Source organism: Lentilactobacillus buchneri, assembly GCF_018314255.1.
Classification (GTDB): domain Bacteria; phylum Bacillota; class Bacilli; order Lactobacillales; family Lactobacillaceae; genus Lentilactobacillus; species Lentilactobacillus buchneri.
Genome location: NZ_CP073066.1, coordinates 2,228,378 through 2,254,261 on the forward strand (window position 1 = coordinate 2,228,378; position 25,884 = coordinate 2,254,261).

The 25,884-nt window shown below is 44.6% G+C and carries 25 protein-coding genes and 1 pseudogene; 24 read left to right on the forward strand and 2 right to left on the reverse strand.

All coding sequences use genetic code 11. The features are described 5' to 3' along the window. Positions 1 to 57: 57 nt before the first annotated feature. The 19 genes and pseudogenes from KE627_RS10665 (at position 58) to trxA (ending at position 21,086) form a co-directional block, all read left to right on the forward strand. Positions 58 to 852 carry a TIGR00282 family metallophosphoesterase gene (locus KE627_RS10665; protein WP_013727730.1) on the forward strand — a complete coding sequence of 265 codons (795 nt, stop codon included), beginning with the start codon at positions 58 to 60 and terminating at the stop codon, positions 850 to 852. 66 nt (positions 853 to 918) lie between these two features. Then, a complete protein-coding gene (gene mutS, locus KE627_RS10670; RefSeq protein WP_056938875.1) occupies positions 919 to 3,507 on the forward strand; it encodes a DNA mismatch repair protein MutS in 2,589 nt (862 codons plus the stop codon). Between the two features lies 1 nt (position 3,508). Next, positions 3,509 to 5,440 (forward strand): annotated as a pseudogene (mutL, locus tag KE627_RS10675) (DNA mismatch repair endonuclease MutL). Positions 5,441 to 5,514: 74 nt separating this feature from the next. Next, positions 5,515 to 6,114 carry a Holliday junction branch migration protein RuvA gene (gene ruvA, locus KE627_RS10680; RefSeq protein ID WP_013727733.1) on the forward strand — a complete coding sequence of 200 codons (600 nt, stop codon included), beginning with the start codon at positions 5,515 to 5,517 and terminating at the stop codon, positions 6,112 to 6,114. A gap of 18 nt (positions 6,115 to 6,132) precedes the next feature. Beyond that, entirely contained in the window at positions 6,133 to 7,161 is a 1,029-nt protein-coding gene (gene ruvB / locus KE627_RS10685) for a Holliday junction branch migration DNA helicase RuvB (RefSeq protein ID WP_013727734.1), read from the forward strand. Positions 7,162 to 7,165: 4 nt separating this feature from the next. Next, positions 7,166 to 8,206, forward strand: a complete 1,041-nt coding sequence (gene queA / locus KE627_RS10690) for a tRNA preQ1(34) S-adenosylmethionine ribosyltransferase-isomerase QueA (protein WP_056938876.1) — start codon at positions 7,166 to 7,168, stop codon at positions 8,204 to 8,206. 12 nt (positions 8,207 to 8,218) lie between these two features. Next, the gene (tgt, locus tag KE627_RS10695) at positions 8,219 to 9,361 is read left to right on the forward strand and encodes a tRNA guanosine(34) transglycosylase Tgt (RefSeq protein WP_056938877.1); all 1,143 of its coding nucleotides are present in this window, start codon (positions 8,219 to 8,221) and stop codon (positions 9,359 to 9,361) included. 88 nt (positions 9,362 to 9,449) lie between these two features. Beyond that, positions 9,450 to 9,830: a preprotein translocase subunit YajC gene (gene yajC, locus KE627_RS10700; RefSeq protein WP_041805882.1), complete on the forward strand. Its 381-nt coding sequence runs from the start codon at positions 9,450 to 9,452 to the stop codon at positions 9,828 to 9,830. Positions 9,831 to 9,920: 90 nt separating this feature from the next. Next, positions 9,921 to 11,009 (forward strand): DNA polymerase IV, encoded by a 1,089-nt coding sequence (gene dinB / locus KE627_RS10705; RefSeq protein ID WP_056938878.1) that lies wholly within the window; start codon positions 9,921 to 9,923, stop codon positions 11,007 to 11,009. Positions 11,010 to 11,089: 80 nt separating this feature from the next. Further along, the gene (locus KE627_RS10710) at positions 11,090 to 12,037 is read left to right on the forward strand and encodes a DHH family phosphoesterase (RefSeq protein ID WP_013727739.1); all 948 of its coding nucleotides are present in this window, start codon (positions 11,090 to 11,092) and stop codon (positions 12,035 to 12,037) included. Positions 12,038 to 12,045: 8 nt separating this feature from the next. Further along, the gene (locus KE627_RS10715) at positions 12,046 to 13,407 is read left to right on the forward strand and encodes a DEAD/DEAH box helicase (RefSeq protein ID WP_013727740.1); all 1,362 of its coding nucleotides are present in this window, start codon (positions 12,046 to 12,048) and stop codon (positions 13,405 to 13,407) included. Between the two features lie 269 nt (positions 13,408 to 13,676). Next, the gene (gene alaS / locus KE627_RS10720; protein WP_013727741.1) at positions 13,677 to 16,319 is read left to right on the forward strand and encodes an alanine--tRNA ligase; all 2,643 of its coding nucleotides are present in this window, start codon (positions 13,677 to 13,679) and stop codon (positions 16,317 to 16,319) included. A 108-nt stretch (positions 16,320 to 16,427) separates the two neighbouring features. Then, the gene (locus tag KE627_RS10725) at positions 16,428 to 16,709 is read left to right on the forward strand and encodes an IreB family regulatory phosphoprotein (protein ID WP_013727742.1); all 282 of its coding nucleotides are present in this window, start codon (positions 16,428 to 16,430) and stop codon (positions 16,707 to 16,709) included. Further along, positions 16,706 to 17,140, forward strand: a complete 435-nt coding sequence (ruvX, locus tag KE627_RS10730; RefSeq protein WP_013727743.1) for a Holliday junction resolvase RuvX — start codon at positions 16,706 to 16,708, stop codon at positions 17,138 to 17,140. The genes KE627_RS10725 and ruvX overlap by 4 nt, the downstream gene beginning before the upstream one ends. Before the next feature lie 14 nt (positions 17,141 to 17,154). After that, positions 17,155 to 17,481, forward strand: a complete 327-nt coding sequence (locus KE627_RS10735; protein WP_013727744.1) for a DUF1292 domain-containing protein — start codon at positions 17,155 to 17,157, stop codon at positions 17,479 to 17,481. A gap of 89 nt (positions 17,482 to 17,570) precedes the next feature. Continuing rightward, on the forward strand, positions 17,571 to 17,813 hold the full coding sequence (locus tag KE627_RS10740) for a cell division protein ZapA (protein WP_013727745.1): 243 nt from the start codon (positions 17,571 to 17,573) through the stop codon (positions 17,811 to 17,813). Further along, positions 17,814 to 18,332, forward strand: coding sequence for a CvpA family protein (locus KE627_RS10745; RefSeq protein ID WP_056938879.1), 519 nt, complete (start codon positions 17,814 to 17,816; stop codon positions 18,330 to 18,332). Beyond that, positions 18,329 to 20,695, forward strand: a complete 2,367-nt coding sequence (locus tag KE627_RS10750; protein WP_056938880.1) for an endonuclease MutS2 — start codon at positions 18,329 to 18,331, stop codon at positions 20,693 to 20,695. Before KE627_RS10745 ends, KE627_RS10750 begins: the two co-directional genes overlap by 4 nt. Positions 20,696 to 20,774: 79 nt before the next feature. Continuing rightward, positions 20,775 to 21,086, forward strand: a complete 312-nt coding sequence (trxA, locus tag KE627_RS10755; protein WP_013727748.1) for a thioredoxin — start codon at positions 20,775 to 20,777, stop codon at positions 21,084 to 21,086. A gap of 98 nt (positions 21,087 to 21,184) precedes the next feature. On the opposite strand, the gene KE627_RS10760 is transcribed toward trxA, so the two are convergent. Continuing rightward, entirely contained in the window at positions 21,185 to 21,703 is a 519-nt protein-coding gene (locus KE627_RS10760; RefSeq protein WP_056938881.1) for a DUF2507 domain-containing protein, read from the reverse strand. A gap of 88 nt (positions 21,704 to 21,791) precedes the next feature. Here KE627_RS10760 and murI point away from each other — a divergent pair, with 88 nt between their 5' ends. Genes murI through cbpB form a run of 4 tightly spaced genes read left to right on the forward strand, consistent with a single transcriptional unit; the run spans position 21,792 to position 24,313 of the window. Continuing rightward, positions 21,792 to 22,631 (forward strand): glutamate racemase, encoded by an 840-nt coding sequence (murI, locus tag KE627_RS10765; protein WP_133286495.1) that lies wholly within the window; start codon positions 21,792 to 21,794, stop codon positions 22,629 to 22,631. A 14-nt stretch (positions 22,632 to 22,645) separates the two neighbouring features. Beyond that, positions 22,646 to 23,245: an XTP/dITP diphosphatase gene (locus KE627_RS10770; RefSeq protein ID WP_013727751.1), complete on the forward strand. Its 600-nt coding sequence runs from the start codon at positions 22,646 to 22,648 to the stop codon at positions 23,243 to 23,245. Next, the gene (locus KE627_RS10775) at positions 23,242 to 23,757 is read left to right on the forward strand and encodes a metallophosphoesterase (RefSeq protein WP_013727752.1); all 516 of its coding nucleotides are present in this window, start codon (positions 23,242 to 23,244) and stop codon (positions 23,755 to 23,757) included. The genes KE627_RS10770 and KE627_RS10775 overlap by 4 nt, the downstream gene beginning before the upstream one ends. Before the next feature lie 22 nt (positions 23,758 to 23,779). Beyond that, positions 23,780 to 24,313: a cyclic-di-AMP-binding protein CbpB gene (cbpB, locus tag KE627_RS10780; RefSeq protein ID WP_013727753.1), complete on the forward strand. Its 534-nt coding sequence runs from the start codon at positions 23,780 to 23,782 to the stop codon at positions 24,311 to 24,313. 116 nt (positions 24,314 to 24,429) lie between these two features. Here the strand turns inward: cbpB and KE627_RS10785 are convergent, their stop codons facing one another. Continuing rightward, positions 24,430 to 25,311: a mechanosensitive ion channel family protein gene (locus tag KE627_RS10785; protein ID WP_013727754.1), complete on the reverse strand. Its 882-nt coding sequence runs from the start codon at positions 25,309 to 25,311 to the stop codon at positions 24,430 to 24,432. A 136-nt stretch (positions 25,312 to 25,447) separates the two neighbouring features. Between KE627_RS10785 and KE627_RS10790 the strand changes: the two genes are divergently transcribed. After that, the gene (locus tag KE627_RS10790) at positions 25,448 to 25,864 is read left to right on the forward strand and encodes a DUF948 domain-containing protein (protein ID WP_013727755.1); all 417 of its coding nucleotides are present in this window, start codon (positions 25,448 to 25,450) and stop codon (positions 25,862 to 25,864) included. Positions 25,865 to 25,884 lie beyond the last annotated feature (20 nt).

Sequence of the window (25,884 nt, forward strand, 5' to 3'; positions counted from 1 at the left end):
TCTTTTATAAATGTTAGAATTATTTTATATTATTCAGAAAGTATCGAGGAAAAATACATGCGAATTCTTTTTATCGGTGACGTGGTTGGCGACAAGGGTGTTTCAATGATTGGCAATTATCTGCCAAGACTCAAGCAGGATCTGAAACCCCAGGTCACAATAGTGAACGGCGAAAATGCAACTTCAATGGGTCGCGGCATCACTTTGAGTATCTATAAGCAATTGATGAGTGATGGTGTGGATGTGGTCACGCTTGGAAACCATGCTTGGAGCAATAATGAAATTCTCGACTTCATCGATGATACTAAACGGCTGATTCGGCCGTACAATTTTCCCAAGCGAACAACACCCGGAAAAGGGTATACCATGGTCAATGTCAACGGCAAACAGTTGGCTGTCCTGAATTTTCAAGGGCGCGTCTTCATGGACAACCTTGACGATCCATTCGAGCTGGCTGACGAACTGGTTGAAGAGATTCGAAAGACGACCAATTGCATTTTTATGGATTTTCATGCCGAAGCCACCAGCGAAAAATTAGCAATCGCCCGTTATTTGGACGGCCGAATTTCAGCGGTGGTGGGGACACATACCCATGTTCAAACAAATGACGCACGGATTCTCCAAGGCAAGACGGCCTTTTTAACCGATGCCGGGATGACCGGGCCGGCTGACGGCATGTTGGGCATGCAGCCGGACAGTGTGATTCAACGCTTCTTAGATCAGCGACCAGCCCGATTTAAAGTTATGGAAACCGGTCGGGGAATCATTTCCGGCTGCTTCGTCGATATTGACGATAAGACCGGTCACGCGACCCACATTGAAACCGTGTCGATGACTGATGATCAAATTTAATTGTGTTTTATAATAGTTTAGACGATACTGAAATCGAATTCAGTGAGAATTTAAGGGGACTTTCAGTTGGCAAAAAAAGAATTAACTCCAATGATGGTGCAATATCAAAAAATCAAGGACCAGTATCCGGATGCTTTTTTGTTCTACCGTCTCGGTGATTTCTACGAGATGTTCAATGAGGATGCCATCAAGGGTTCACAGTTATTGGAATTAACTTTGACGAACCGGAGCCGGAATGCGGCCAATCCGGTTCCAATGTGTGGTGTGCCCCACAAAGCGGTGCAAAATTATATTGATATTCTAGTCGACCAGGGATACAAAGTCGCAATCTGTGAACAAATGGAAGATCCACGATTGGCTAAGGGAATGGTCAAACGAGAAGTCATTCAATTGGTGACACCGGGTACGCAGGTGGATGTTGGCAGTGAAAACGCCAAGTCCAATAACTATCTGACTGCGGTGGTGGATGATCAAAAAAACCATGAGTTTGCCTTCTCATACGCCGATCTTTCCACTGGTGAACTCAAAGTTGCCAAATTAACCACACAGGCTGAATTTGTTAACGAACTGGTTTCTTTACAGACTAAGGAAATTGTCGTTGATACTGATTTACCGGAGTCAATTCAAGATACGATTCAAAAGTTGGGGATTTTGATTTCCCATCAATCGGTTCTGCCGGTCAATGCCTCAGTCAGTTACTTAAGCCAGGACGTTGATGACGACTTGATGAAACGGGTTGTCAAACTCCTGTTGGATTATATCCAGGCAACCCAAAAAAGAAGCCTGCAGCATTTAAAGCGGGCAGTGATTTATGAACCCTCAGATTTTTTGGAACTCGACCACAATTCTCAATACAATTTGGAATTAATCCGCAATATTCGCACAGGTAAAAAAGCCGGCACTTTATTGTGGCTGCTTGACCAAACCAAAACTGCGATGGGCGGCCGAAAACTCAAACAATGGATTGAGCGGCCTTTGGTGAACCGCAAACTGATTAATCAACGCCATGATGCAGTTGCCGTGTTACTGGATCACTATTTCGAACGAAATCAACTCCAAGACGAGTTAATCAAGGTTTACGATCTGGAACGATTGGCAGGTCGGATTTCCTTCGGCAGTGTCAATGGCCGTGATTTGATTCAACTCAAGGCTTCGCTCAAGCAGGTCCCGAAGATTAAATATATTTTGGAGCAAATCGCCGACAAGAGTTTTGAGGATATGCTCAAAAATCTGGTTCCATTGGATGATGTCGTCGACGAAATTGATTCTGCGATCGTCGAGGAACCGCCAATTTCAGTTACTGATGGTGGGGTGATTAAGGATGGCTACAATCAACAGCTGGACACTTACCGGGACGCTACCAATAACGGTCAAAAATGGTTGGCTGAACTGGAAGCGAAAGAACGTAAAATTACCGGCATTAATAACTTGAAAGTTGGTTTTAATCACGTTTTTGGTTACTATATTGAAGTCACCAAGGTCAACTTGGACAAGATTCCTGCAAACCGTTATCAGCGCAAACAAACCCTGGCCAACGCCGAGCGATTCTCGACGCCGGAGCTGAAGGAAAAAGAAGCGTTGATTTTAGAGGCCCAGGAACAAAGTAAAACTTTGGAATACAAGCTATTCGTTAAGATCCGTGATGACATTAAAAAATCCATCAAACGAATTCAGGATTTAGCAGATGCCGTAGCGTCAATCGATGTCTTACAGAGCTTTGCCGCCGTCAGCGAGGAGTACCGATTTGTTCGACCAACGCTTACGACGCAGCATGTGGTTGAAGTCAAAGACGGTCGCCACCCAGTTGTCGAAAAGGTTTTGGGCCACCAGCAATACGTCCCAAATGACGTTAATCTGGGCGAAGATACCAGCATCTTACTGATTACCGGTCCCAACATGTCTGGTAAAAGTACCTATATGCGTCAAATGGCACTATGCGTCATCATGAACCAAATGGGGTGTTTTGTGCCTGCCAAACATGCCAAACTGCCGGTGTTTGACAAAATTTTCACTAGAATTGGGGCCGCTGATGATTTAATCTCGGGCCAAAGTACGTTCATGGTCGAAATGAAAGAAGCCAACGATGCCATTGAGAATGCCACTCCCAACAGTTTGATTTTGTTTGATGAAATTGGTCGGGGGACTGCAACCTACGATGGGATGGCGTTGGCCCAAGCAATTATCGAATATGTTCATAACAACATTGGTGCTAAAACCCTGTTTTCAACCCATTACCATGAATTAACTGTTTTGGATGAGTCTCTCAAACGCCTGCAAAATGTCCATGTCGGCGCGACTGAATCCAATGGCGAACTGGTCTTTTTGCATAAGATTCAGCCGGGCCCTGCCGATAAATCATACGGAATCCATGTGGCTAAATTGGCAGGTCTGCCAGAAGGGTTATTACACCGTGCTAACGACATTTTAACCAACCTTGAGCAACAGGCCGATAAAGAGCATCAAACGGCCTCCGCACCAAAGCAGGCGCCTCAGCAGGCAGCTGAGCAGCAGACGTCTTTATTTCCCCTTGAGCAAATTGATGATAAACAAGCCGAAGTTGTGTCACAATTAAAGAAATTGGACTTGATGGGGAAGACTCCCATGCAAGTGATGAATCAAGTTTACAAATGGCAGCAGAAGATAAACGGAGACTAAGGTGATTGATTTGAATGAAATTCATAAGCTACCAACAATCCTTTCCAACCAGATTGCCGCCGGTGAAGTTGTTGAACGACCGGCATCAGTGGTTAAGGAATTAGTTGAAAATTCAATAGATGCCAAGAGTTCGGAAATCGATGTCACCGTTGAAAATTCGGGCTTGAAGTTGATCAAAGTTGTCGATGACGGCAACGGAATTGACAGCTCTCAAGTTCAGACGGCCTTTTTACGACATGCGACCAGCAAAATTTCTGAGCAACGGGATTTGTTCCGCGTTCGGACACTCGGGTTCCGTGGCGAGGCACTCCCCAGTATCAGTTCCGTCGCTAACGTTCGGATGAAGACGTCAACCGGTTCGATTGGAACGGAAGTTGAATACAAAGGCGGCAAGCTTGTCACTCAAAAGGCTTCTGAATCACGGTAAGGGACCACTGTTGAAGTGGCATCACTGTTCTATAACACGCCGGCTCGTTTGAAGTATTTAAGTTCACCGAATACAGAGCTTTCCAAAATATCAGACATTGTCAACCGCTTGGCATTGAGTCATCCTGAGATTGCTTTTTCATTTATCAGTAACGGCCGTGAATTGTTAAGAACTTCCGGACGTGGGGATTTACGCCAGGTTTTGGGCGCAATTTATGGTGTCAAGACGGTTTCAAAGATGGCGGCAATTAAGGGAAATGATTTGGACATCAAAGTCAGTGGGTATGTGAGTTTACCGGAATTGACCCGTTCAAGTCGAAACTATATTTCACTGATTTTAAACGGACGCTTTATTCGCAACTTTCCGTTAACCAAAGCGGTGATTGCGGGCTATGGTTCCAAATTAATGATTGGGCGGTTTCCAATTGCCGTAATCAACATTGACGCCGATCCCGCTTTGATCGATGTCAATGTTCATCCAACCAAGCAGGAAGTTCGGATTAGTGACGAACCGATGATTGGTAAATTAATTGCCAATGCCATTTACGACATGCTAAGAGACAAGCAGCTGATTCCAGATGCAACCAGGGATTTCAAACAGCCGGTTCAAGCTGCACCAAGACAGTTTGATGTTTCGACTGCCACTCAGGCTCAAACAAATCCACCGCTGTTTGCCGTCGACACACCAACGACGCCTTCAATTTCCCAACCTGAAGTAACGCCGGTGGTGGTCAAAACCAGAGACGACCTTGCCAGCTCACAAGTTGCTCAATTTGATGACTTTCTTAAAAATGAGCCGAGTGGCTTGCCTGCATTTGAAGGAACCCAGCCAAAAACGATTGACAATCACCAGCCGAGTGCCAAGCCTGAGCAGTCTGAACTGGTAGTGGAAACCGGTTTTCCGCATCTGGACTACATTGGTCAAATTCATGGCACCTATCTGGTGGCTGAAACAGCCGATAATATGTATCTGGTGGATCAACACGCAGCTCAAGAACGGATTAACTATGAGTTTTACCGTAAGCAAATTGGCGAAGTTTCTGATGACCAACAGAAATTATTGGTGCCAATTGTGCTCGATTACTCAACCTCGGATTTCTTGATGATTAGCGACCGTTTGGACCTGCTGGACAAACTTGGAATTCATTTGGAGCCGTTTGGACAGAACAGTTTCATCGTCCGTGAGCACCCAATGTGGTTTAAGGCCGGGCAGGAAGAAGACACCATTAAAGAAATGATTGACTGGATTTTATCCGATCATAAAATTTCCGTGGCCGCCTTCCGCGAAAAAACGGCCATCATGATGAGCTGTAAGCGGGCCATTAAGGCGAACCATCATCTTGATGAGCTCCAGGCAAAGGCGTTACTGAAACGGCTGCCTGAGTGCGAGAATCCATATAACTGCCCCCATGGCCGGCCGGTTCTGGTGAAATTTACCAATGAGGATATTGAAAAAATGTTCAAACGGATTCAAGACCCCCATCATACAGACCAAGAAATCATCTAGATTGTTGCCCAGTACCGAGTGAGATATGGTACAATTTATTGGCAAACATACGTTTTAGTGAAGAGGAGAAGTTGATGTTTGAATTTTTGGAAGGGACGGTTGTTGATATCACACCCACCCACATCGTTTTATTAGTGGGCGGCGTTGGTTATTTGATCAATACCGCAGACCCGTACCGTTTTAATGTTGATGAGAAAAAAGTCATCAGAGTCTATATTTATCAGTCAGTGAGCGATACGGCTATCTTGCTGTTTGGCTTTGCGACCATTGAAGACAAGCAGATCTTTGAAAAGTTGATTTCGGTTTCCGGGATTGGCCCCAAAAGCGCTTTGGCAATTTTGGCCGGCAACGACCGGGATGGATTGATCACCGCAATTAATAATGAAGACGTCAAGTTTTTGACGAAGTTCCCCGGAGTTGGTAAGAAAACTGCCCGCCAGATTATTTTGGATATGCAGGGGAAGCTCGACGACATTGCAACTAATGGTGTTTCGCTGGCCCAACCGCTTGGCAGTAACGAAAAGTCTCCTGAATTGGCCGATGCGTTATCGGCATTGGAGGCGCTGGGTTATGGTGCCAAACAGATTGCCGCCATCGAGCCGGATTTAGTTAAGCAAGCTGATTTGTCAACCGATGAATACTTAAGTTTAGGATTGAAACTGTTAATGCATTAGGGATGAGGAGATGATCCATTGGCCAATGAAAAAGATGATCGATTGGTTTCACCAGAGAATGTGGATGCCGATGAGAACAGCATTGAAAAATCGCTTCGTCCCCGAGTTTTAAGTGAGTACATTGGGCAGGATGACGTTAAAAACGAGTTAAGAGTCTATATCAAGGCTGCTAAGCAACGTGAGGAGTCACTAGACCACGTGCTGCTTTATGGGCCTCCTGGACTTGGAAAAACAACGTTGGCGATGGTGATTGCCAATGAAATGGGCGTTAATATTAGAACGACCAGCGGTCCTGCCATTGATAAGCCTGGGGATCTATTGTCTTTACTCAATGAACTTCAGCCTGGTGATGTCTTGTTCATCGACGAAATTCATCGACTGCCCAAGGTGGTTGAAGAAATGCTTTATTCAGCCATGGAGGACTTTTTTGTCGATATTATCGTTGGGCAGGGTTCAGGCGCCCACCCAATTCATTTCCCACTGCCGCCATTCACTCTGATTGGTGCCACGACCCAAGCAGGAATGCTGTCGGCACCACTGCGTGATCGGTTTGGAATTGTAGAGCACATGAATTATTACAATGCGACGGATTTGGAGGATATTGTTCGCCGAACTGCGGATATTTTTCAAATTGATATTGAGGACTCCGGTGCCCATGAGATTGCTTTGCGGTCCCGAGGAACACCTCGAGTCGCCAATCGCTTGTTAAAACGGGTTCGAGATTTTGCTCAGGTATCTGACAAAGACCAAGTTGATTTGTCAATTGTCAGATACGCGTTGGCAAAGTTAAAAGTCGACGACTTAGGGTTGGATGCAACCGACCTGAAACTGTTGACGACAATGATCAAGTATTATGACGGTGGACCAGTTGGCTTAAACACCCTGGCCGCCAATATTGGCGAAGAAACCGACACGATTGCCGAGATGTATGAGCCTTATCTGCTCCAGATCGGTTTAATCAAACGGACAGCCAGAGGAAGAATTGTGACTCCCAAGGGATACGCTCATTTGAGTTATCCAATGCCACCTCAGGACGAAAGGAATTAGAATCTTGAAAACAAATTATACCCTTGAAGACTTTGATTATGATCTGCCACATGAATTGATTGCCCAAACGCCGATTAAAGATCGCGATGAATCACGACTGCTGGTGTTGGATAAAGAAAGCGGTGAGATGCAGGACCGTCATTTTTACAACATCATTGATTATTTGAATCCCGGGGATGCCCTGGTGATGAATGACTCAAAGGTCATGCCCGCTCGAATATACGGTGTCAAAGCCGATACCGGCGGCCACATGGAAGTGTTGCTGCTTCATAATATTGAGGGCGACCGTTGGGAGACTTTGATGAAGCCAGCCAAAAAAGCCAAGGTCGGCACGGTTATCAATTTTGGTGATGGCCAGCTTAAAGCCGTTGTAACCAAGGAATTGGATCACGGGGGCCGGGAAATCGAATTTCAATACGATGGCATTTTTATCGAAATTCTGGAGCGGCTCGGTGAGACACCCTTACCGCCGTACATCAAAGAAAAATTAGATGATCCTGATCGTTATCAAACGGTTTACGCCAAAGAAATGGGCTCGGCTGCCGCTCCCACGGCTGGTTTACACTGGACCAAAGATCTACTTAAAAAAGTCGAAGATAAGGGCGTTCATTTGGTTTATCTGACGCTTCATGTCGGCTTGGGGACATTTCGCCCAGTTGATGAGGAAAATATTGAAGATCACAAAATGCACAGCGAATTTTACCGTTTATCAGACCAGGCAGCGGCCACGTTGAATGCTGTCCGGGATAATAGCGGAAAAATTGTGGCAACCGGAACTACGTCAATTCGAACGCTGGAAACGGTCGGAACTAAGTTTGACGGTCAAATTCGCCCTGACTCCGGCTGGACGGATATTTTTATCAAACCGGGATACCAGTGGCGGGTGGTTGATTCATTTATCACTAATTTCCATCTGCCTAAATCAACTTTGGTGATGCTGGTGGCATCGTTTACCGGACGGGAAAATATTCTGAACGCATATCAGCATGCAATTGACGAGAAATATCGCTTCTTTAGTTTTGGCGATGCAATGTACATTCACTAGGAGGATTATTATATGCAACCAGCGATAAGTTATCGCTTGATTAAAAAGGAGAAGCACACCGGGGCCCGTTTGGGAGAAATCACCACGCCTCACGGAACTTTCAAAACGCCGATGTTTATGCCGGTTGGCACCCAGGCAACCGTGAAAACTCTGGCTCCGGAAGAATTGGAGCAAATGGGGTCGACGATTATTTTGGCGAACACCTATCATTTATGGTTGAGACCCGGAGAAGACATCGTCAAAGAGGCCGGCGGTCTGCATAAATTCATGAATTGGCACAAGGGGATTTTGACAGATTCCGGTGGCTTTCAAGTCTTTTCACTGGCTAAAAATCGTGATATTACCGAAGAAGGCGTGACCTTCAAAAATGAAATTAATGGTTCAAAAATGTTTCTGTCTCCCGAAAAGGCGATTCAGATTGAAAATGATTTGGGTCCTGATATCATGATGAGCCTTGATGAATGTCCACCATTTTTTGAGTCGTATGATTACGTCAAAAAGTCAGTTGAACGGACCAGTCGCTGGGCAGAACGTGGACTGAAAGCTCACCGAAATCCTGACTGGCAGGGGTTGTTTGGGATTGTCCAAGGCGCCGGCTTTGAAGATCTTCGCAAACAATCTGCCCGCGATTTGGTCAGCCTGGATTTTCCGGGGTATTCGATTGGCGGATTGTCAGTAGGAGAATCCAAACAGGAAATGAATCGCATCCTGGAATCCACCAGTCCACTTTTACCTGAGAATAAGCCGCGTTATCTGATGGGCGTTGGAGCAACCGATTCGCTGATTGACGGTGTGATTCGGGGCATTGACATGTTCGATTGTGTTCTGCCGACTCGAATTGCCCGTAACGGAACGGTGATGACGTCCCATGGCCGACTGGTTGTTAAGAATGCCAAGTATGCCCGTGACTTCACACCGTTGGATGATCATTGTGACTGTTACACCTGCCGCAACTACACCCGGGCATACATCCGTCATCTGATGAAGACCGACGAATCTTTTGGGATGCGGTTGTGCAGTTACCACAACCTTTATTATTTAATCCATTTGATGAAACGGGTTCAACAGGCAATTATGGACGATAATCTGTTGGACTTGCGGGCAGAAGTTTTTGAACAGTATGGTTATAACAAACCAAATCCAAAAAACTTTTAGGTGTAGACTATTCAGGGCTTATTTGGTAAAGTATTACTATGGAAAGTGTGGGTGAAAAATTTTGAATCAATCTTATTACTCAATTTTAATGATTGTTGTCTTGTTTGCGGTGATGTACTTCTTAATGATCCGTCCTCAAAGAAAGCAACAACAAAAGCGTCGGGATCAACTTTCAAAGATCAAGGAAGGCGACCAAGTGATTACGATTGGCCGGCTCCATGGTGTCGTTGACGAAATCAACGAAGCCGAAAAAACCGTGACTTTGGATTGTGATGGTATCTATTTGGTATTTGATCTGAGCGCAATTGCTTCGGTTAAGCAGCCTGCTGTTGCTGCGCCTGCAGCAAACAACGATACAACTACTACTGCAAATGATGATCACAAAGATGATGCTGCTTCATCAAAGGGCGATCAGGATGCTACCGAAGATTCTGATACCAAAGATGAAACAAAGTCGGAAGACAAATAGTTTGACGAAGTCGGTTGGGAAGTTGATTTTTATGAATCCCGACCATTTTTTTACCCGGCAAAGAACATACGTTTGATTGGGGTGATCTCAGTGAAAACATCGGCTAGAAACATCATCCATGTGGATATGGATGCCTTTTATGCGTCGATTGAGGAACGCAAAGACCCCACTCTCAAGTCTCAACCCCTGATTGTTGCCAAGGATCCGCGCAAAACCGGCGGCAGGGGAGTGGTTGCAACGGCTAACTATAAGGCCCGTCAATTCGGGGTGCATTCCGCAATGAGTGCCATGAAGGCGCTGGAACTTTGTCCCCAGGCGGTTTTTCGGTTCTCTGGATTTGATCTTTACCGCTCAGTTTCCAATCAAATCCACGAGATTTTTCATGAGTACACGGAAGTGATTGAGTACGTTGCCTTGGATGAGGCTTATTTGGATGTCACTCATAATAAAAAACATCTCACAGACCCGATTCAAGTTGCCCGAATGATCCAAAATGAAATTTGGGATGCCACCCACTTAACCTGTTCCGTGGGAGTATCTTACAATAAGTTTCTCGCCAAAGAAGCCTCTGATTACGCCAAACCAGTGGGCATTACAGTGATTGGACAGCGAGATGCATTAGAATTTTTAAGCCGTTTGCCAATTGAAAAGTTCCGCGGCGTCGGGAAAAAGACCGTTCCCAAGATGCATGAATTAAATATCAATAACGGTCAGGATCTGATTCAGTGGTCGCAGATGGATTTGATCAAGCACTTTGGTAAATTTGGTTACGTTCTCTATCAGCGCGCTCGAGGCATTGACGATCGGCCAGTTGAGTATCAGCGGGTTCGAAAATCGATTGGCAAGGAGCGGACATTTGGCCCGGCGATTGACACACAAACCGAAGTCGATGACGAACTCCAGCGAATTGCTGCGATGGTGGTCAAGGCAATGGATGACAAAAAGAAGCACGGTAAAACATTGGTTCTTAAGATCCGGTATGCCGACTTTTCAACGTTTACCAAGCGGGTCACGATGGATAACTATCTTAAAAATAGCCCCGAAGAATACTTTACCCTTGCCAACGATTTACTGGTCGATATGCCGGATATTTCAAAAGGGGTGCGCCTGTTGGGAATCACCATTACCAACCTGGATGATTTAACTTACGAGAACATTGTTCTTCACCTGTTTGATTAATTCACCACCCCAACGGTTTATCTTATTCACAAAGTAATGTATACTTAAGTGTTCGACAATAAAGTTATGGAGCAAATAAAATGTCAATTCAAGATCAAATATTAAGTGAAATCAAAAAATTTAAAACCATTATTATTCATCGTCACAAACGGCCGGATCCAGATGCGATCGGATCACAGATGGGACTGGCTCAACTAATTAAGGGGTCATTTCCTGATAAGACAGTCCTGTGTGCTGGTAAACAATATGATAGTTTTGCCTGGTTGGGAACCACCGATGAAATTGCCGACGAGCAATATAAAGATGCTTTGGTGATCGTTGTTGATACTGCCAATCAGCCGCGTGTCGATGACGAACGTTATACGACGGGAAAAGAATTGATTAAGATTGATCATCACCCAAACGACGATCAGTTTGGTCACATTATGTGGGTTGAGCCGGATTCATCAAGTACATCTGAGCTGATTTATGATTTTTATGATGCCAATCGTGATCAATTAACTTTGCCCGATGAAGTTGCCCGACTCCTTTATGCCGGGATCGTCGGTGATACTGGCAGATTTATGTATCCTTCCACGTCGCCACATACTTTGGCAGTTGCTTCAAAACTTGCTGAATATCATTTCTCAACCAGTGAAGTCAACAAAATAGAAGACGAGATCGACATTCCACTGGCACGGCTGTCCGCTTATGTTTATGAGAACCTGAATATTCTTGATAGCGGTGCCGCTTATCTGGTTTTGTCCAATAAAGTATTAGAGCCCTTCAAGTTAGGGGACGAAAGTACTTCTGCCGTCGTGCCATTACCTGGCAAGATCAAACAAGTGGTTTCCTGGGCAATTTTCGTCGAACAAAAAGATGGCTCCTTTCGGATTCGGTTGCGCTCTAAAGGACCAGAAATCAACGAATTGGCCAAGCAGTATGGCGGCGGTGGCCATCCACTCGCAAGTGGTGCTGTTGTCGAAGATGAAGCCCACATCAAGGAATTTGTGAGCGATTTGAATGATTTAGTCGCCAAAAACAAGTAGGAGATTATATGAGTAATTTTTCAGAGTTTAATTTAAAGCCATTCTTATTGGATGCCGTTAAGGAGCTGAACTTCAGCCACCCGACACCCGTCCAGGAAAAGGTGATGCCCGTTATCATGCAGGGAAGAGATGTCGTGGGCCAATCCGCTACTGGTAGTGGTAAGACCCATGCTTTTCTGCTGCCGATTTTTAACCAGCTTGATCCCGCAAAAGATGAGGTTCAAGCGGTGATCACCACCCCCAGCCGGGAATTAGCCTATCAGATCATTGATGCCGCTAAGCAGTTGGCTAAGCACTCACCAGAACCAATTTCTACCGGTGCCTACATTGGTGGAACTGACAAGGCGCGTCAGGAAAAAAAGATTCAACATGAGCAGCCTCAACTGGTTGTCGGCACTCCGGGTCGGATTTGGGATCTGATCCAAAACGGTGGACTGGATGTTCACACGGCTTCTCAGTTAGTTATCGACGAGGCAGATATGACTCTGGACATGGGATTCTTGGATGTGGTTGATAACATCGCTGCCAGTTTCGGGAAACATGTTCAGATGATGGTTTTCTCGGCAACGATCCCACAAAAAATCAACGTCTTTTTGAAGAAATATATGGTTAATCCTTTTATCGAAGAGATTCCGGTGTCAACGATTATCAGTCCGACGATCGATAATTGGTTGATTTCGACGAAGGGGCAGGACAAAAATCAACTCATTTATAAATTGCTGACCATTGGGGAACCTTATTTGGTCCTGATTTTTGCCAATACCCGCAAACGAGTCGAGGAGTTAACCGAGTATTTGAAGGGCCAGGGATTGAAAGTTGCGATGATTCATGGCGGTCTCAAGCCTCGTGAACGTAAGCAAATCATGAAGCGGGTCAAAAACCTCGAATTTCAATTCGTTGTCGCAACTGATTTAGCTGCTCGAGGGATTGATATTGAAGGGGTATCGGATGTTATCAATGATGATATTCCCACCGAGGATTTGGAATTTTTCATCCATCGTGTTGGTAGAACCGGCCGAAACGGGATGTCCGGGACTTCGATTACGTTGTATTCTCCTGATGAGGAAAAAGAAGTTGAAGAACTTGAAGATATGGGGATTCATTTCAAGCCGAAAGCCCTTAAGAACGGCGAAATTGTGGATTCTTATGATCGAAACCGTCGAAAGACTCATCGAAAGAAACACGATAAGCTGGATCCAACGATGATTGGCATGATCAAGAAGAAAAAGAAGAAGATCAAGCCGGGCTACAAACGGCGAATTAAAAATACCATTGCCCGAAAGGACGAGATGGATCGTCGGGTTGCTAAACGTGAGGAAGCACGGGCCAAACGGAAACAACGTAAGAATAGTTCTTCACGGTATCAATAGGTCTGTATTGACACCATATTCACAAAAAAGTATACTTTGAGATGTGTTAAGAACATGCCGTTTAATTTTTTGTTTCAGAGACGTTTTGGTTGGTGAGAAAAGCGACGAAAATTAAACGGTGCTCTCTTAAAAGTTAAATTATCAAACGCAACTCTGCGTTATAGAGATCAAGTGGTTAACGATAAACATCGTTGCAATCAGAGTGGTACCGCGTCAATGGGCGTCTCTGTGAGCAACGGTGTTTTAATTTTGTCAAAGGAGAAGAGAACATGAAACAGTTAAGCAGTGGTCAAATCAGACAGATGTACCTCGATTTTTTCCAGGAAAAGGGCCATACCATTGAACCAAGTGCCTCACTCATTCCAGTCGATGACCCAACTTTGCTTTGGATCAATTCGGGTGTTGCCACTATGAAAAAGTATTTTGACGGTTCAGTTGTCCCGAAAAACCCACGAATGACCAGTTCACAAAAGAGTATTCGAACCAACGATATTGAAAACGTCGGTAAAACACCCCGGCACCATACCTTATTTGAAATGTTAGGGAACTTTTCAGTTGGTGACTATTTCAAAAAAGAAGCCATTACCTGGGCCTATGAACTGTTAACTTCACCCAAGTGGTTCGGCTGGGATCCCGATAAGCTTTATATGACGGTTTACCCGAAAGATAAAGATGCCAAAATGTATTGGGAAAAAGTGGGCGTTGCGCCTGATCATATCATTGAAATTGAGGATAACTTCTGGGATATTGGCCAGGGACCATCCGGCCCCGATTCAGAAATCTTCTATGATCGCGGCAAGGACTTTGACAATCTAGCCCCTGATGACCCGGAAAATTACCCCGGTGGTGAAAACGACCGCTGGCTGGAAGTTTGGAACATTGTGTTCTCACAATTCAATCACACCCCACAAGATACTTATGAACCACTTCCTCGAAAAAACATTGATACCGGAATGGGTCTTGAACGAGTGGTTTCAATTTTCCAACATGCCCGAACCAACTTCGAAACCGACCTCTTTTTGCCGATGATTCGCAAGACTGAAGAATTAAGTGACAATAAGAAATACGATACCAACAAGAAGGATAACGAAGCCTTCAGAATTATTGCCGATCATGCCCGGGCAATCACGGTTGCTATCGGCGATGGCGCATTGCCTTCCAACGTCGGCCGCGGCTACGTTATCCGTCGCTTGATTCGAAGAGCAATCGTTAACGGTCAGCGGCTTGGAATCAACGAAGCTTTCTTATACAAATTGGTTCCAGTTGTCGGCCAGACTTTGGAATCATATTATCCCGATGTTCTTAAGCAAAAGGATTATATTGCCAAAGTTGTCCGTTCAGAAGAAGATCGGTTTAACGAAACGCTGACTGACGGCTTGAAACTGTTCAATCAAGTGGTAAAAGACGCCAAAGCAAATCATCAAACGACCATCGATGGCCCAACTGCCTTCAAACTCTACGATACGTATGGTTTCCCAGTTGAGTTGACTGAAGAAGAGGCCAATGATGCCGGCTTATCCGTTGACAAGCCAGGCTTTGAGGTTGAAATGCAAAAACAAAAAGATCGTGCCCGAAAGGCCAGAAGTGGTGCCAAGTCAATGGGTGTTCAACGGGATCTCTTAATTGAAATCAAGGATCCAAGCGAGTACGTTGGCTACGATACCTTGGATGTCGATCACGCCGAGCTTTTGGAAATTGTCGAGAACGAAAAACTGGTCGATCATTCAAAGGGTGGCTCTGTTGAAGTGATCTTTGACAAAACACCATTCTACGCGGAAATGGGCGGCCAAGTTGCTGACCGGGGAGTTGTCCTTGATGAAGAGGGAGACAAGGTTGCCGATGTCGTTGACGTCCAGCATGCACCCAATGGTCAGAACCTGCACACATTAAAAACTCAGGAACCCCTCGAAAAGGGCAAGACCTATCACTTGATTGTTGACAAATTATTCCACAGTCGCGTTGAGAAGAATCACACAGCAACCCATTTGTTGGACCAATCATTGCGAAATGTTTTGGGTGGACACACCCAACAAGCTGGTTCACTCGTTGAACCTAACTATTTGCGATTTGATTTTAACCACTTTGGCCAGGTTACGGATGAAGATTTACAGAAGGTTGAAGATATGGTTAACCGCCAAATCTTCAATGAAATCGATGTCAACACTGTTGTCACGGATCCTAAGACCGGTAAAAAGATGGGTGCTATTGCCTTATTTAGTGAAAAGTATGGCGATAAAGTACGTGTTGTCAGCATTGGCGACTTCTCAGTTGAATTCTGTGGCGGAACTCATGTTAACAATACCCGCGACATTGGCTTATTCAAGATTGTCTCTGAATCCGGAGTTGGGGCTGGTGTCCGCCGAATTGAAGCGGTCACAGCCAAAGATGCTTTCAAGTTGCTGAACGATCATGAAAAGGAACTGAAACAAATTGCCGGCGACTTGAAAGTCACCCAAATTAAAGACACACCCAAACGGGTTGACCAACTGCTGGGCGAAATTAAGGATCTTACCCAAAAACAACAGTCACTGGAAGCCAAATTGGCTGGACAACAGGCTCAAAATGTTTTTGCCGACAAGAAAACTGCCGGTAAGTATTCCATTATCACCGGAATCATCAAAGATGCCGGAATGGATCAGCTGCGCCAATTAGCTGATACTTGGCGCTCTAAGCATTTGTCTGACGTCTTGGTTCTTGGAACCGGCAGCGGCGACAAAGCTAACTTGATTGTCGCAGTGGCAGATGAACAGATCAAGGCGGGCATTAAGGCTGGTGATCTGATCAAATCGATCGCGGGCAATATTAAAGGCGGCGGCGGCGGTCGTCCAAACATGGCTCAGGCTGGTGGCAAAGATCCTGCTGGCCTTGATAAAGCGATGAGCGCAGCGGTTGATTGGTTGGCAAATAAATAATTATTACACCACGGTTACATGTCGGTTACATTGGCTTACTTGATTGTAGTTTCACTTATAATCAGTTAAAATTAATACAAATGACCTTAAGTCATAGAGGTGAATTGTATGAGTTCGTTAGATAAAACCATGTTTTTTAATTTTAATGAAGATCAGCCAAAAGACGTCCGCGAAACATTGTTGACTGTGTATGCAGCACTGGAAGAAAAGGGTTACAATCCATATAATCAGATTGTTGGGTACTTGATTTCTGGCGATCCAGCATACATTCCACGTAACCTTGATGCGCGAAATCTTATCCGCCGACATGAACGTGATGAAATAATCGAAGAGTTAGTTCGTTTCTATTTGGATAATCATCCAACCGAAACGAAAAAAGGTAAAAAATGAGATTAATGGGTTTAGATGTTGGTTCAAAGACCGTCGGGGTTGCTGTTAGCGACCAGTTGGGCTGGACCTCACAAGGGGTTGAAATAATTCGAATCGACGAGGACAACAAGGAATTTGGTTTAGATCGGGTTTCCGAGTTGGTTAAAAAGTACCAAGTTGATGGATTTGTCGTCGGCCTTCCCAAAAACATGAACAATTCTTTAGGCCCCCGGGCTGAAGCTTCGCAACAGTATGGCAAACGACTTGAAGACAAGTTTAACTTGCCAGTTGATTTTGAAGATGAACGATTAACGACTGTTGAGGCTCAGCGGATGTTGACAGAAGAAGCAGATGTTTCCAGAGCCAAGCGCAAAAAAGTGATCGATAAGCTGGCCGCTGGCTTGATACTTCAGAATTATTTGGACCGCAATGGTAAATTAACTAAAATATAGCGAGGTAAACAATTATGGCAGACCAAGAACCAGTACAACAACAAATTACATTAGTCGACGAAAACGGCGATGAAACTTTATACGACGTATTATTCACTTTTAAATCAGAGGACTTTGATCGGTCGTACATTCTGATTTATCCAGATGGCAAAGGTGAAGATGAAGAAGTCGAAATTCAAGCTTATGCACTGCCAAAGGGTGATGATCCAAGTGACCCTCAAGGTGGAGAACTTCAAGCAATTGAAACTGACAAAGAATGGGATATGATCGAATCAGTTTTGAACACCTTCTTGGGTAAAGATGGCGACGATCAGGATGATGACAGCAACGACAATCAATAATTAAAGATTGTCCCTATTGCGAAAGGATTGAGGCGAAGCATCGTTGAGTCTCAGTCCTTTTTAATTGAAAGAATTTAGGATGTGATGTAATGTCTAGTAACGAAAAACGTCGCTTCAAAACAACCATTGATGGCAAGGATTACGTGCTTGTCGGTAAGGGATCGGTTGATCATATGCAGGCGGTGTCCGATTTATTAAATGAGCAGCTCAAGCAACTTCATGAGGCGATGCCAACTGCCACTGATGAGCAGCGGGCAATCCTAATTGCCTTTAATGCAATCTCCAAACAATTTGATGTTGAGGAAAAAGCACACAGTAAAGAGGTTCATTAGATGATTTTTACAATTGGGATCATTCTGATTTTAATATTTGGCTTTTTCCGCGGCCTTCATCGAGGTTTCGTGAATGAAGTCTTAAGTCTGATTGGCTTTTTGGCGGCAACCATCGTCAGTATCGTTGGAACCAGTCCAATTGCTGACTTTATTAATCAGGCAATTTTTAAAAACGGCGGCAATCAAACTGCTGAGTTGATTATCAAATGGGTGATCTTTGCCTTCCTTTTTGGGTTTGTTTGGCGGATTGTTCGTTTGCTGAGTGATCTATTATCTCCGATCACCCGCCTGCCATTATTACATCAATTGAACGCACTACTGGGTGCAGCCGCAGATCTTCTCATCAAGTATTTGTTCATTTTCATCTTGCTGAACTTTCTGCTGATGTTCCCTGATCAGAGCATTCAAGAACAGTACCAACAATTTGACGTTTCCCAGTGGATTGTGAAAAAAACACCGATTCTCTCAGATAAAATGATTCAGATTTGGAATCAACATTCTAGTGAGGTTAATGTATGAACGAAAAAGTTTTAGAAACATTAGAGTATGGAAAAATCAAGGAGCAGCTGGCCAAATATCTGACGACCGACCGTGGCCGACAAATTGTCGATTTATTGACACCCAGTCCTTCCTTTGAAACCGTTTCTCAACGCTTGGCACAGACGGCCGATGGGGCTGACATTGTCCGCTTAAAGGGAGAAATTCCGATTCCAAAACTCGCAGATATTGCACCGTATATGAAACGCCTGCGGATTGAAAATGCGTCATTAAGCGGAACTGAGCTGTCTCATATCACCAAATTACTACGCGCTGTGCAGGTCGTCACTGAATTTTTTAGGGGCTTGGCGGCTGAAGAAGTGACTTTAAAATCCGTTCCCTCAATTGTCGATCGGCTCACATTGATGCCTGAAGTGACCAAACGAATGGTGGCTTCGGTTGATGAAGACGGCCGCATTCTGGATGGCGCTTCTTCGCAATTACGTTCAATTCGCCGGACCATTGCGGCCACTCAAAGTAATATTCGTTCGAAAATGGGGAAGTTTATTAAGGGATCGGATGCCAAATACCTTTCTGAGCCGATTATTACCGTTCGTGACGGCAGGTTTGTCCTGCCAATCAAGGCCGAATATAAGCAGCGATTTGGCGGCATCATTCATGATCAAAGTGCCTCTGGCCAAACGTTGTATGTGGAACCAAACAACGTTGTCGAAATGAACAATCAATTGCGTCGGGATCAGCTTGCTGAAAGAGCTGAAGTTCGGCGGATTTTGGCAGAGTTAACCAATTTAATTCGCCCGCATCGTGACGAGTTGTTGGCCAACATGGATTTGGTTGGCCAATTGGACTTTGTGAATGCCAAAGCCAAATTTGCTCATGCCACTGGTAGTGTGATGCCCAAAGTATCACCGAAAAATGTTATTAATCTCAGAAAGGCTCGCCATCCGTTAATTCCCAGAGATCAAGTCGTTGCCAACGACATTGAACTTGGCGATCAGTACAATACGATTATTGTGACCGGGCCGAATACCGGTGGTAAAACAATTACCATTAAAACTGTCGGCCTCCTGCAGTTAATGGGGCAGTCAGGCCTGTTTATTACTGCCAATGAAGACTCCCAGATTGGTGTGTTTGATAACGTCTTTGCCGATATTGGCGATGAGCAGTCAATTGAAGCCAATCTGAGTACCTTTTCATCACACATGGACAATATCATCAGCATTCTAAAACAGACCAGTAAAGACAGCTTGGTCTTGCTGGATGAACTTGGTGCCGGTACCGACCCCAAAGAAGGGGCCGCACTGGCAATGGCGATTATTGATGCCTTTCATCAAATTGGCGGCGAACTGATTGCCACGACCCATTATCCTGAATTAAAGGCGTTTGCTTACAACCGGCAGGGGATTATCAATGCATCCATGGAGTTTGATGTTGAGACACTCCAGCCAACTTATCGATTTTTACTGGGAATTCCCGGTCAAAGTAACGCCTTGAACATTGCCAGCAAACTTGGGATGCCAGCGGCCATTATTGACCAGGCACGGGCGTTTACCGACTCCGAGAACCAAGATATCAATAATATGATTGAAGAGCTGACAGCGCAAACTAAGCGGGCTCACGATGAAGCTGATGAATTAGATCAACAACTGAAAGAATCAACCCGGCTTCAGCATGACCTGCAAGACAAGTTTACCAAGTACGAAAGTCAGAAGGAACGGCTCGTCGAACAGGCTAAGCAACAGGCTAATCAAGTGGTCGAAGAGGCTAAGAAGAAGGCCGACCGAATTATTGATGATCTGCATCAAAAGCAGGCCCAGGTCGGTAAAGTTGCCGTTAAGGAAAACGAGCTGATTGATGCCAAAGGGGCGCTCAATCAATTGGAATCTGCTCCGAGTCTGACAAAGAATAAGGTTTTAAGAAAAGAAAAGGCCAAGCACGATTTCCATCCCGGCGACGATGTTTTGGTCAAATCTTATGGTCAACAGGGGACGTTGCTGAGGAAGGATAAGAACCATACTTGGGACGTCCAAATCGGCATTTTGAAGATGCAGATTGAAGAATCTGATTTGGAAAAGGCAACTCCAGCCAAACAAGATAAGAATCAGTATCAGACCCACGTGTCCCGGACCAGGTCGACTGGGATGTCACCGACCTTGGATCTGCGCGGTCACCGATACGAAGAAGCAATGACAGAAGTCGATCGCTACATTGATTCGGCCCTACTTGCCGGCTACCCTTCAGTGACAATTATTCACGGCAAGGGAACCGGGGCGCTTCGTAAAGGGGTCACCGAATATTTGAAACGAAACCCACGGGTAAAGAGTTTTGGCTATTCTGCACCGAATGCTGGTGGGGATGGTTCAACGGTTGTGAAGTTAAAATAAAAATGATTGTGTGCAATCTGTTTGCTTTTTGCTAAAAAATTGTTAGTATTAAACTATTAAAGGATTGGAGTGTTTTAATATGCTTAAAGAAACTACGGATCAAACTTTTGAAAAAGACACTGCCGAAGGTGTCACCTTAACCGATGTTTGGGCAACTTGGTGTGGCCCTTGTCGGATGCAGACACCTGTCATCGAAGAGCTGGCAGAAGAAATGGATAATGTTAAGTTCACTAAAATGGACGCCGACAAAAACCCGGAAACTTTATCCAAATTCGGTATCATGAGTATCCCAACCTTGTTGGTTAAAAAAGACGGCAAAGTCGTTGATACCATCGTTGGGTATCACCCAAAGGCCCAAGTTAAAAAAGTGCTTGATCAATATGCCGGCTAGTCTTTAGAATGACTTCGGTGTCTCAAGCGGTTTGACAGTCAAAAAGCCCACCGCAAAACCAAATCAGGTTTTGTGGTGGGCTTTTTGATTCCAATGAGTTAATCATCAGGCTTGGAATTGTCATCGGGATCGGGTTGAACGATTTCAAATATAGCAGAAGCTTCTTGACCATCAGTTGGCTTGTCAGGGCTCAAATAGGTGCTTAAAAGCACAAATCCCTTATTAACATTGGCCTTTTCGAGCTCAGCTTCGGCTTGTTGGTTAAGAATATACTGACAGCTTTGAGCGATGAATCCGGATTCCAGATAAAAATCAGGATCATCAAATGCGTTGAGACGCTGGGCGACGATCTTGCCGCTTAGCTGCCAGCTGATCTGGTTACCAGAGCGTTTAAGCAGCTTTAGGTCGCCAAATTTAAATTGTTTGAAAAAGGTTTCCAAATCTTCATAGGTTGCCAGACGATGATCTCTTGCCAGATGCTTGCCGGCCCAATAGGAAATTTCGTGGACGTCTTTGCCTAAAATCTCAGGAATCAGTGAATCGCGAATTAATTCCTGGCCCAGTAGGTCTCTCATTGTATCGTCAGTCATAAAATGCTTGTATACTTCGTTATCCATTTTTTAATCTCCATCAATGCAAAATGTAATAAATAAATTATACAATAAAATCATTAATCTTGTTTTGTAAGTTGAAGTAAAGATTCTTTTGCAAGATAATAATGTTATTGAGACAAAGGAAGAAGGAATTCTGTTGGATAATCGGCCGATTGGCGTTATGGACTCGGGGGTCGGCGGGCTTACCGTCTTAAAGGAAATCACCAAAATCCTCCCGAATGAATCGTACATCTTTATTGGCGATCAGGCCAATTTACCGTACGGGCAAAAGAGTTCTGAAACCGTCAGAAAACTCACAAAAAGAATTGCAGACTATCTGGTTGAACAAAATATCAAAATGTTTGTAATTGCCTGTAACACAGCCACTGCTGCGGCATATGAATATTTAAAGAAAATTTTACCGATTCCGGTTATCGGCGTAATCGAACCGGGTGCCCAAATGGCCGTTGAAGCCTCCAAATCCGGGGAGATTGGTGTGATTGCCACCAACGGCACCGTCCGCTCCGGAGATTATCAGCGATTGATCAAACAAGCCAACCGATCAGCAGTTGTGTCATCGTTAGGCTGTCCGGAATTTGTCACGATGGTCGAAGAGGGGCTTGCCGGAACCGTTGAAGCTCAGGTTGCCGTGAACAACCGACTGGCTTGGTTTATGGATAAACCGATTGATACTTTGGTCATGGGCTGCACCCATTTTCCAATTTTAAAAAATGAAATTCAAAATGTGATGGGCAATGCCGTCACGTTGATTGACCCGGGAGTCGCAACTGCTCAGCAAGTCAAGGCAAAGTTAGCAGCTCATGATGGTTTTGCCCCCGCACAAAAACAGCGTGTTCGAAGATTTTACACCACCGGGAACCCGGCGGATTTCGCCAAAGTTGCCGACAAGTTACTGGGAACACCGATTAGTGCCGTTAAGTTAGATATTTAAAGGAGTTTGATAACGTGAAAAGACCCGAATCGATTGTGATTGCCTCACAAAACGCTCATAAAATCATTGAGTTTGAGGATGCTTTTAAACCAACCGGAATCACGATTAAATCACTGAAGCATTTTGAAAATGTGCCGACGATCGCTGAAACCGGCACGACATTTGAAGAAAATGCGACCCTCAAGGCCACCGGCATCATGAACTTTACGCATCAAGCGGTGATCGCTGATGATTCCGGCCTGGTGGTTAAAGCACTCAACGGCCAACCCGGTGTCCACTCAGCCCGTTATGCAGGTGATCACGATGATGACGTCAACAACGATAAGCTTTTGAAGGAAATGCAAAACAAAACGGATCGGACGGCTTACTTTGAATCTGTTCTGGTCTATTTAACGCCTGAGGGTGACAAGGTGGTTGCCAGCGGTCGAATCGACGGCGAAATTTTACGTGAACGCCGTGGGAATAACGATTTTGGCTATGATCCATTATTCTATGTGCCCAGCCAGCAGCGAACACTCGCCGAGATGAGCACCCATGATAAAAATCTGATTAGCCATCGGGGCAATGCCATCCGCAACCTGATCCGTAAATTGTTGGGGTTGTGGGACTCATGAAAATTGTTGTTGTTAGTGATAGTCATGGAGATCGCGCCATTATCCAAGAATTGGTGAACAAATACGCCGGTCAAGTGGATGCCATTTTCCATTGCGGCGATTCTGAATTACTAGCGGACGATCCATTAGTTTCTCAACTGCGGATTGTCCAGGGGAATATGGACTTTGCCGAATTTCCCGACCACCTGGTTCAAGAAATTAGCGGCAAACGAATCCTCTTGACTCATGGGCATCATCAAAATGTGAATGGTGGCCTGCTTAATTTGGAATTATATGCGCGGAGCTTATCCGCCGATATCGTCCTTTTTGGGCATACTCATCAATTAGGAGCTGTTTTTGACGATCAGATGCTGTTTGTGAATCCTGGAAGCATTGCCTATCCACGTGGGCAATACGCCGGGTTGGGCGGTACCTATGCCATTATCAGCATGAATCAACGTAATTACACCGTTCAATATTACAACCGCCAATTTGAACCGGTGGCGAATTTGGAACTTCGTTTTCCGTTCTAACCAAAAAGGAGTCTAGGATTACATGATCGATAAACCAATTGAGACCGTGATGCGTGAAAGTCACCGGGATATTTTAATCCCCGCTGATTTGGTCGCAACTGTCAATCAAGACAATGATCTCCAACACGTCTTCATGGTTTTGACGAAAGTTAAATACGCAAAAATTCCCGTGTTAGATAACGATAACCATTTCATGGGACTGGTTTCTTTACCCATGATTACTGAACTCATGATGCAGGATACCGGCATTACCAGTCGACCGCTTGAGTCAGTGAAAGTTAAGCAAATCATGCAAAAGGATGTCCCAACGATTTACGAGCGGGATAACCTGGAAGCCATTCTCAGGTATTTGGTGGATGAAAACTTTCTGGTCTACGTTGATTCTGAAAATCACTTTAAAGGAATCATTACCCGTCGGGAACTATTTAAAGAAATTAATTATTTGGCTCACAACTTTAATAAACACTACATCGCTTTGCCGGTGTATAATCACAAATCCAAAAACGAAACCAAGCACGCCAAGATTCAAGGCTCCAAGGGTCTGATTAATCGATAATCCATTGGGTGAATATCGTTGATGGTTACAAAATTGAATTAAGTCAAAAAACGAGATTACTGACAAAATTTGCCGGCAATCTCGTTTTTCTAAGAATTGGTCACTTTATTCAAACATCAGTTGGCTTGTCCATTTACCATTGTTGGGCTCGCCGGCAGTTGAATCCCGGCTTCATTAATTGCAGCTAGATAGAAGGCCAAAAAGTTATGGGCAACTTCGTATTGGCTGCCGTTTTTTGTGGTGATATTTACCTGAACGACCAGTTTGCCGTTGGGGAGGCTAATGGTGCCAAGAATCTTGGGATCTCCGATAATATCCGGATAGTGGGGGATCTGTTCTTCATTGACCTGGCGGATAATTTGGGTGACTTTATCAACTGGCGTTTGTGGGAAAATGCCAACTTGAATCATCGCCGTCATATTGTTTCGAGACATGTTGGCAATGGTGGTGATGGTTCGGTTGGGGATGAAATTCAACGTGCCGTCGTCGCCGACAACCTGCGTGGTTCTCAGTCCGACTGCGGTTACCGTTCCTCTAATCGTGCCAATCTGGACGTACTCGCCAACTTCAATTTCCTTTTCAAGAAGAATGAAAAAGCCACTGACAATGTCAGTCACAAATCCTTGGGCACCAAGGCCAATTGCCAAGCTGAAGATCCCAGCTGAGGCGACCAGGGTTCCAACTGGCACCCCAACCGTTGAGAGAATGGAGTAAATCCAGAAGAACCATAGGCAGTAGTTCAAAATGTTCAGCGTCAGGGTGTGAAAGGTCTTGATCCGTTTTTCTGCCACGGTATTTTGATATTTGCGCCGATAGCGTTTGAAAAAATGATTAATCAGTCCTTTACCAATCCGACGAAAGAGTAAAAATAACAGACTGAATAAAATTAATAATCCGACTTTTTCCAGAATCGTCATGGCCAGCTGATCCCAGTCAACCATGTTGAGATATTTTTGCCAATTAATGGCTAAAACTGTGAATTTTAAGGTATTTATCATTGGGATTCCTCGCTTTGTGTATAATATCATCTTAGCAAATTGGTTCTGCAAAAGAAACCACTCTTCGTTCATTTTCATTGTCAAACCATTGCTGGAATGCTATTCTTAAGTAAATGTTGCACAAGGAGGAAGATCAATGACTGCTGGACAAATAGCCGGCCTTATCGCCGCAATTGCATTTTTGCTTTTGGTAATCTTCATTGGCTTATTCTTAATGAAGGTAAGCAGAACTATTTCAGAAGTGAACCGCACAATTAAGACAATGACCAGTAATGTGGACGTCATTGCCAAACAAACTGATAATATTATGGCAACATCCAACGATTTACTGAAGGATGTTGATGACAAATTGAACATTGTCACACCGGTCTTTCAAGCCGCCGCTGATTTGGGTGAGAGTGTGTCAAGTTTAAATACCGCTACTCAAAACCTCACTAAACGGGTTAAAGATACTGGCAAAAAGGGTGTTTCAGCAGGGCTCGCCGGTAAGTTTGGCAAGAGTGCCTGGAACATGTACCGCAATCGACACGGTTCAAAGGATACAACTAAATAAACAATCGAAGGGATGATCAG

Coding starts and splice junctions, on each gene's coding strand:
- KE627_RS10665 (WP_013727730.1), top strand. CDS start 58: ATGCGAATTCTTTTTATCGGTGACGTGGTTGGCGACAAGGGTGTTTCA.
- ruvA (WP_013727733.1), top strand. CDS start 5,515: ATGTTTGAATTTTTGGAAGGGACGGTTGTTGATATCACACCCACCCAC.
- tgt (WP_056938877.1), top strand. CDS start 8,219: ATGCAACCAGCGATAAGTTATCGCTTGATTAAAAAGGAGAAGCACACC.
- yajC (WP_041805882.1), top strand. CDS start 9,450: ATGATTGTTGTCTTGTTTGCGGTGATGTACTTCTTAATGATCCGTCCT.
- KE627_RS10710 (WP_013727739.1), top strand. CDS start 11,090: ATGTCAATTCAAGATCAAATATTAAGTGAAATCAAAAAATTTAAAACC.
- KE627_RS10715 (WP_013727740.1), top strand. CDS start 12,046: ATGAGTAATTTTTCAGAGTTTAATTTAAAGCCATTCTTATTGGATGCC.
- alaS (WP_013727741.1), top strand. CDS start 13,677: ATGAAACAGTTAAGCAGTGGTCAAATCAGACAGATGTACCTCGATTTT.
- KE627_RS10725 (WP_013727742.1), top strand. CDS start 16,428: ATGAGTTCGTTAGATAAAACCATGTTTTTTAATTTTAATGAAGATCAG.
- ruvX (WP_013727743.1), top strand. CDS start 16,706: ATGAGATTAATGGGTTTAGATGTTGGTTCAAAGACCGTCGGGGTTGCT.
- KE627_RS10735 (WP_013727744.1), top strand. CDS start 17,155: ATGGCAGACCAAGAACCAGTACAACAACAAATTACATTAGTCGACGAA.
- KE627_RS10740 (WP_013727745.1), top strand. CDS start 17,571: ATGTCTAGTAACGAAAAACGTCGCTTCAAAACAACCATTGATGGCAAG.
- KE627_RS10745 (WP_056938879.1), top strand. CDS start 17,814: ATGATTTTTACAATTGGGATCATTCTGATTTTAATATTTGGCTTTTTC.
- KE627_RS10750 (WP_056938880.1), top strand. CDS start 18,329: ATGAACGAAAAAGTTTTAGAAACATTAGAGTATGGAAAAATCAAGGAG.
- trxA (WP_013727748.1), top strand. CDS start 20,775: ATGCTTAAAGAAACTACGGATCAAACTTTTGAAAAAGACACTGCCGAA.
- KE627_RS10760 (WP_056938881.1), bottom strand. CDS start 21,703: ATGGATAACGAAGTATACAAGCATTTTATGACTGACGATACAATGAGA.
- KE627_RS10775 (WP_013727752.1), top strand. CDS start 23,242: ATGAAAATTGTTGTTGTTAGTGATAGTCATGGAGATCGCGCCATTATC.
- cbpB (WP_013727753.1), top strand. CDS start 23,780: ATGATCGATAAACCAATTGAGACCGTGATGCGTGAAAGTCACCGGGAT.
- KE627_RS10785 (WP_013727754.1), bottom strand. CDS start 25,311: ATGATAAATACCTTAAAATTCACAGTTTTAGCCATTAATTGGCAAAAA.
- KE627_RS10790 (WP_013727755.1), top strand. CDS start 25,448: ATGACTGCTGGACAAATAGCCGGCCTTATCGCCGCAATTGCATTTTTG.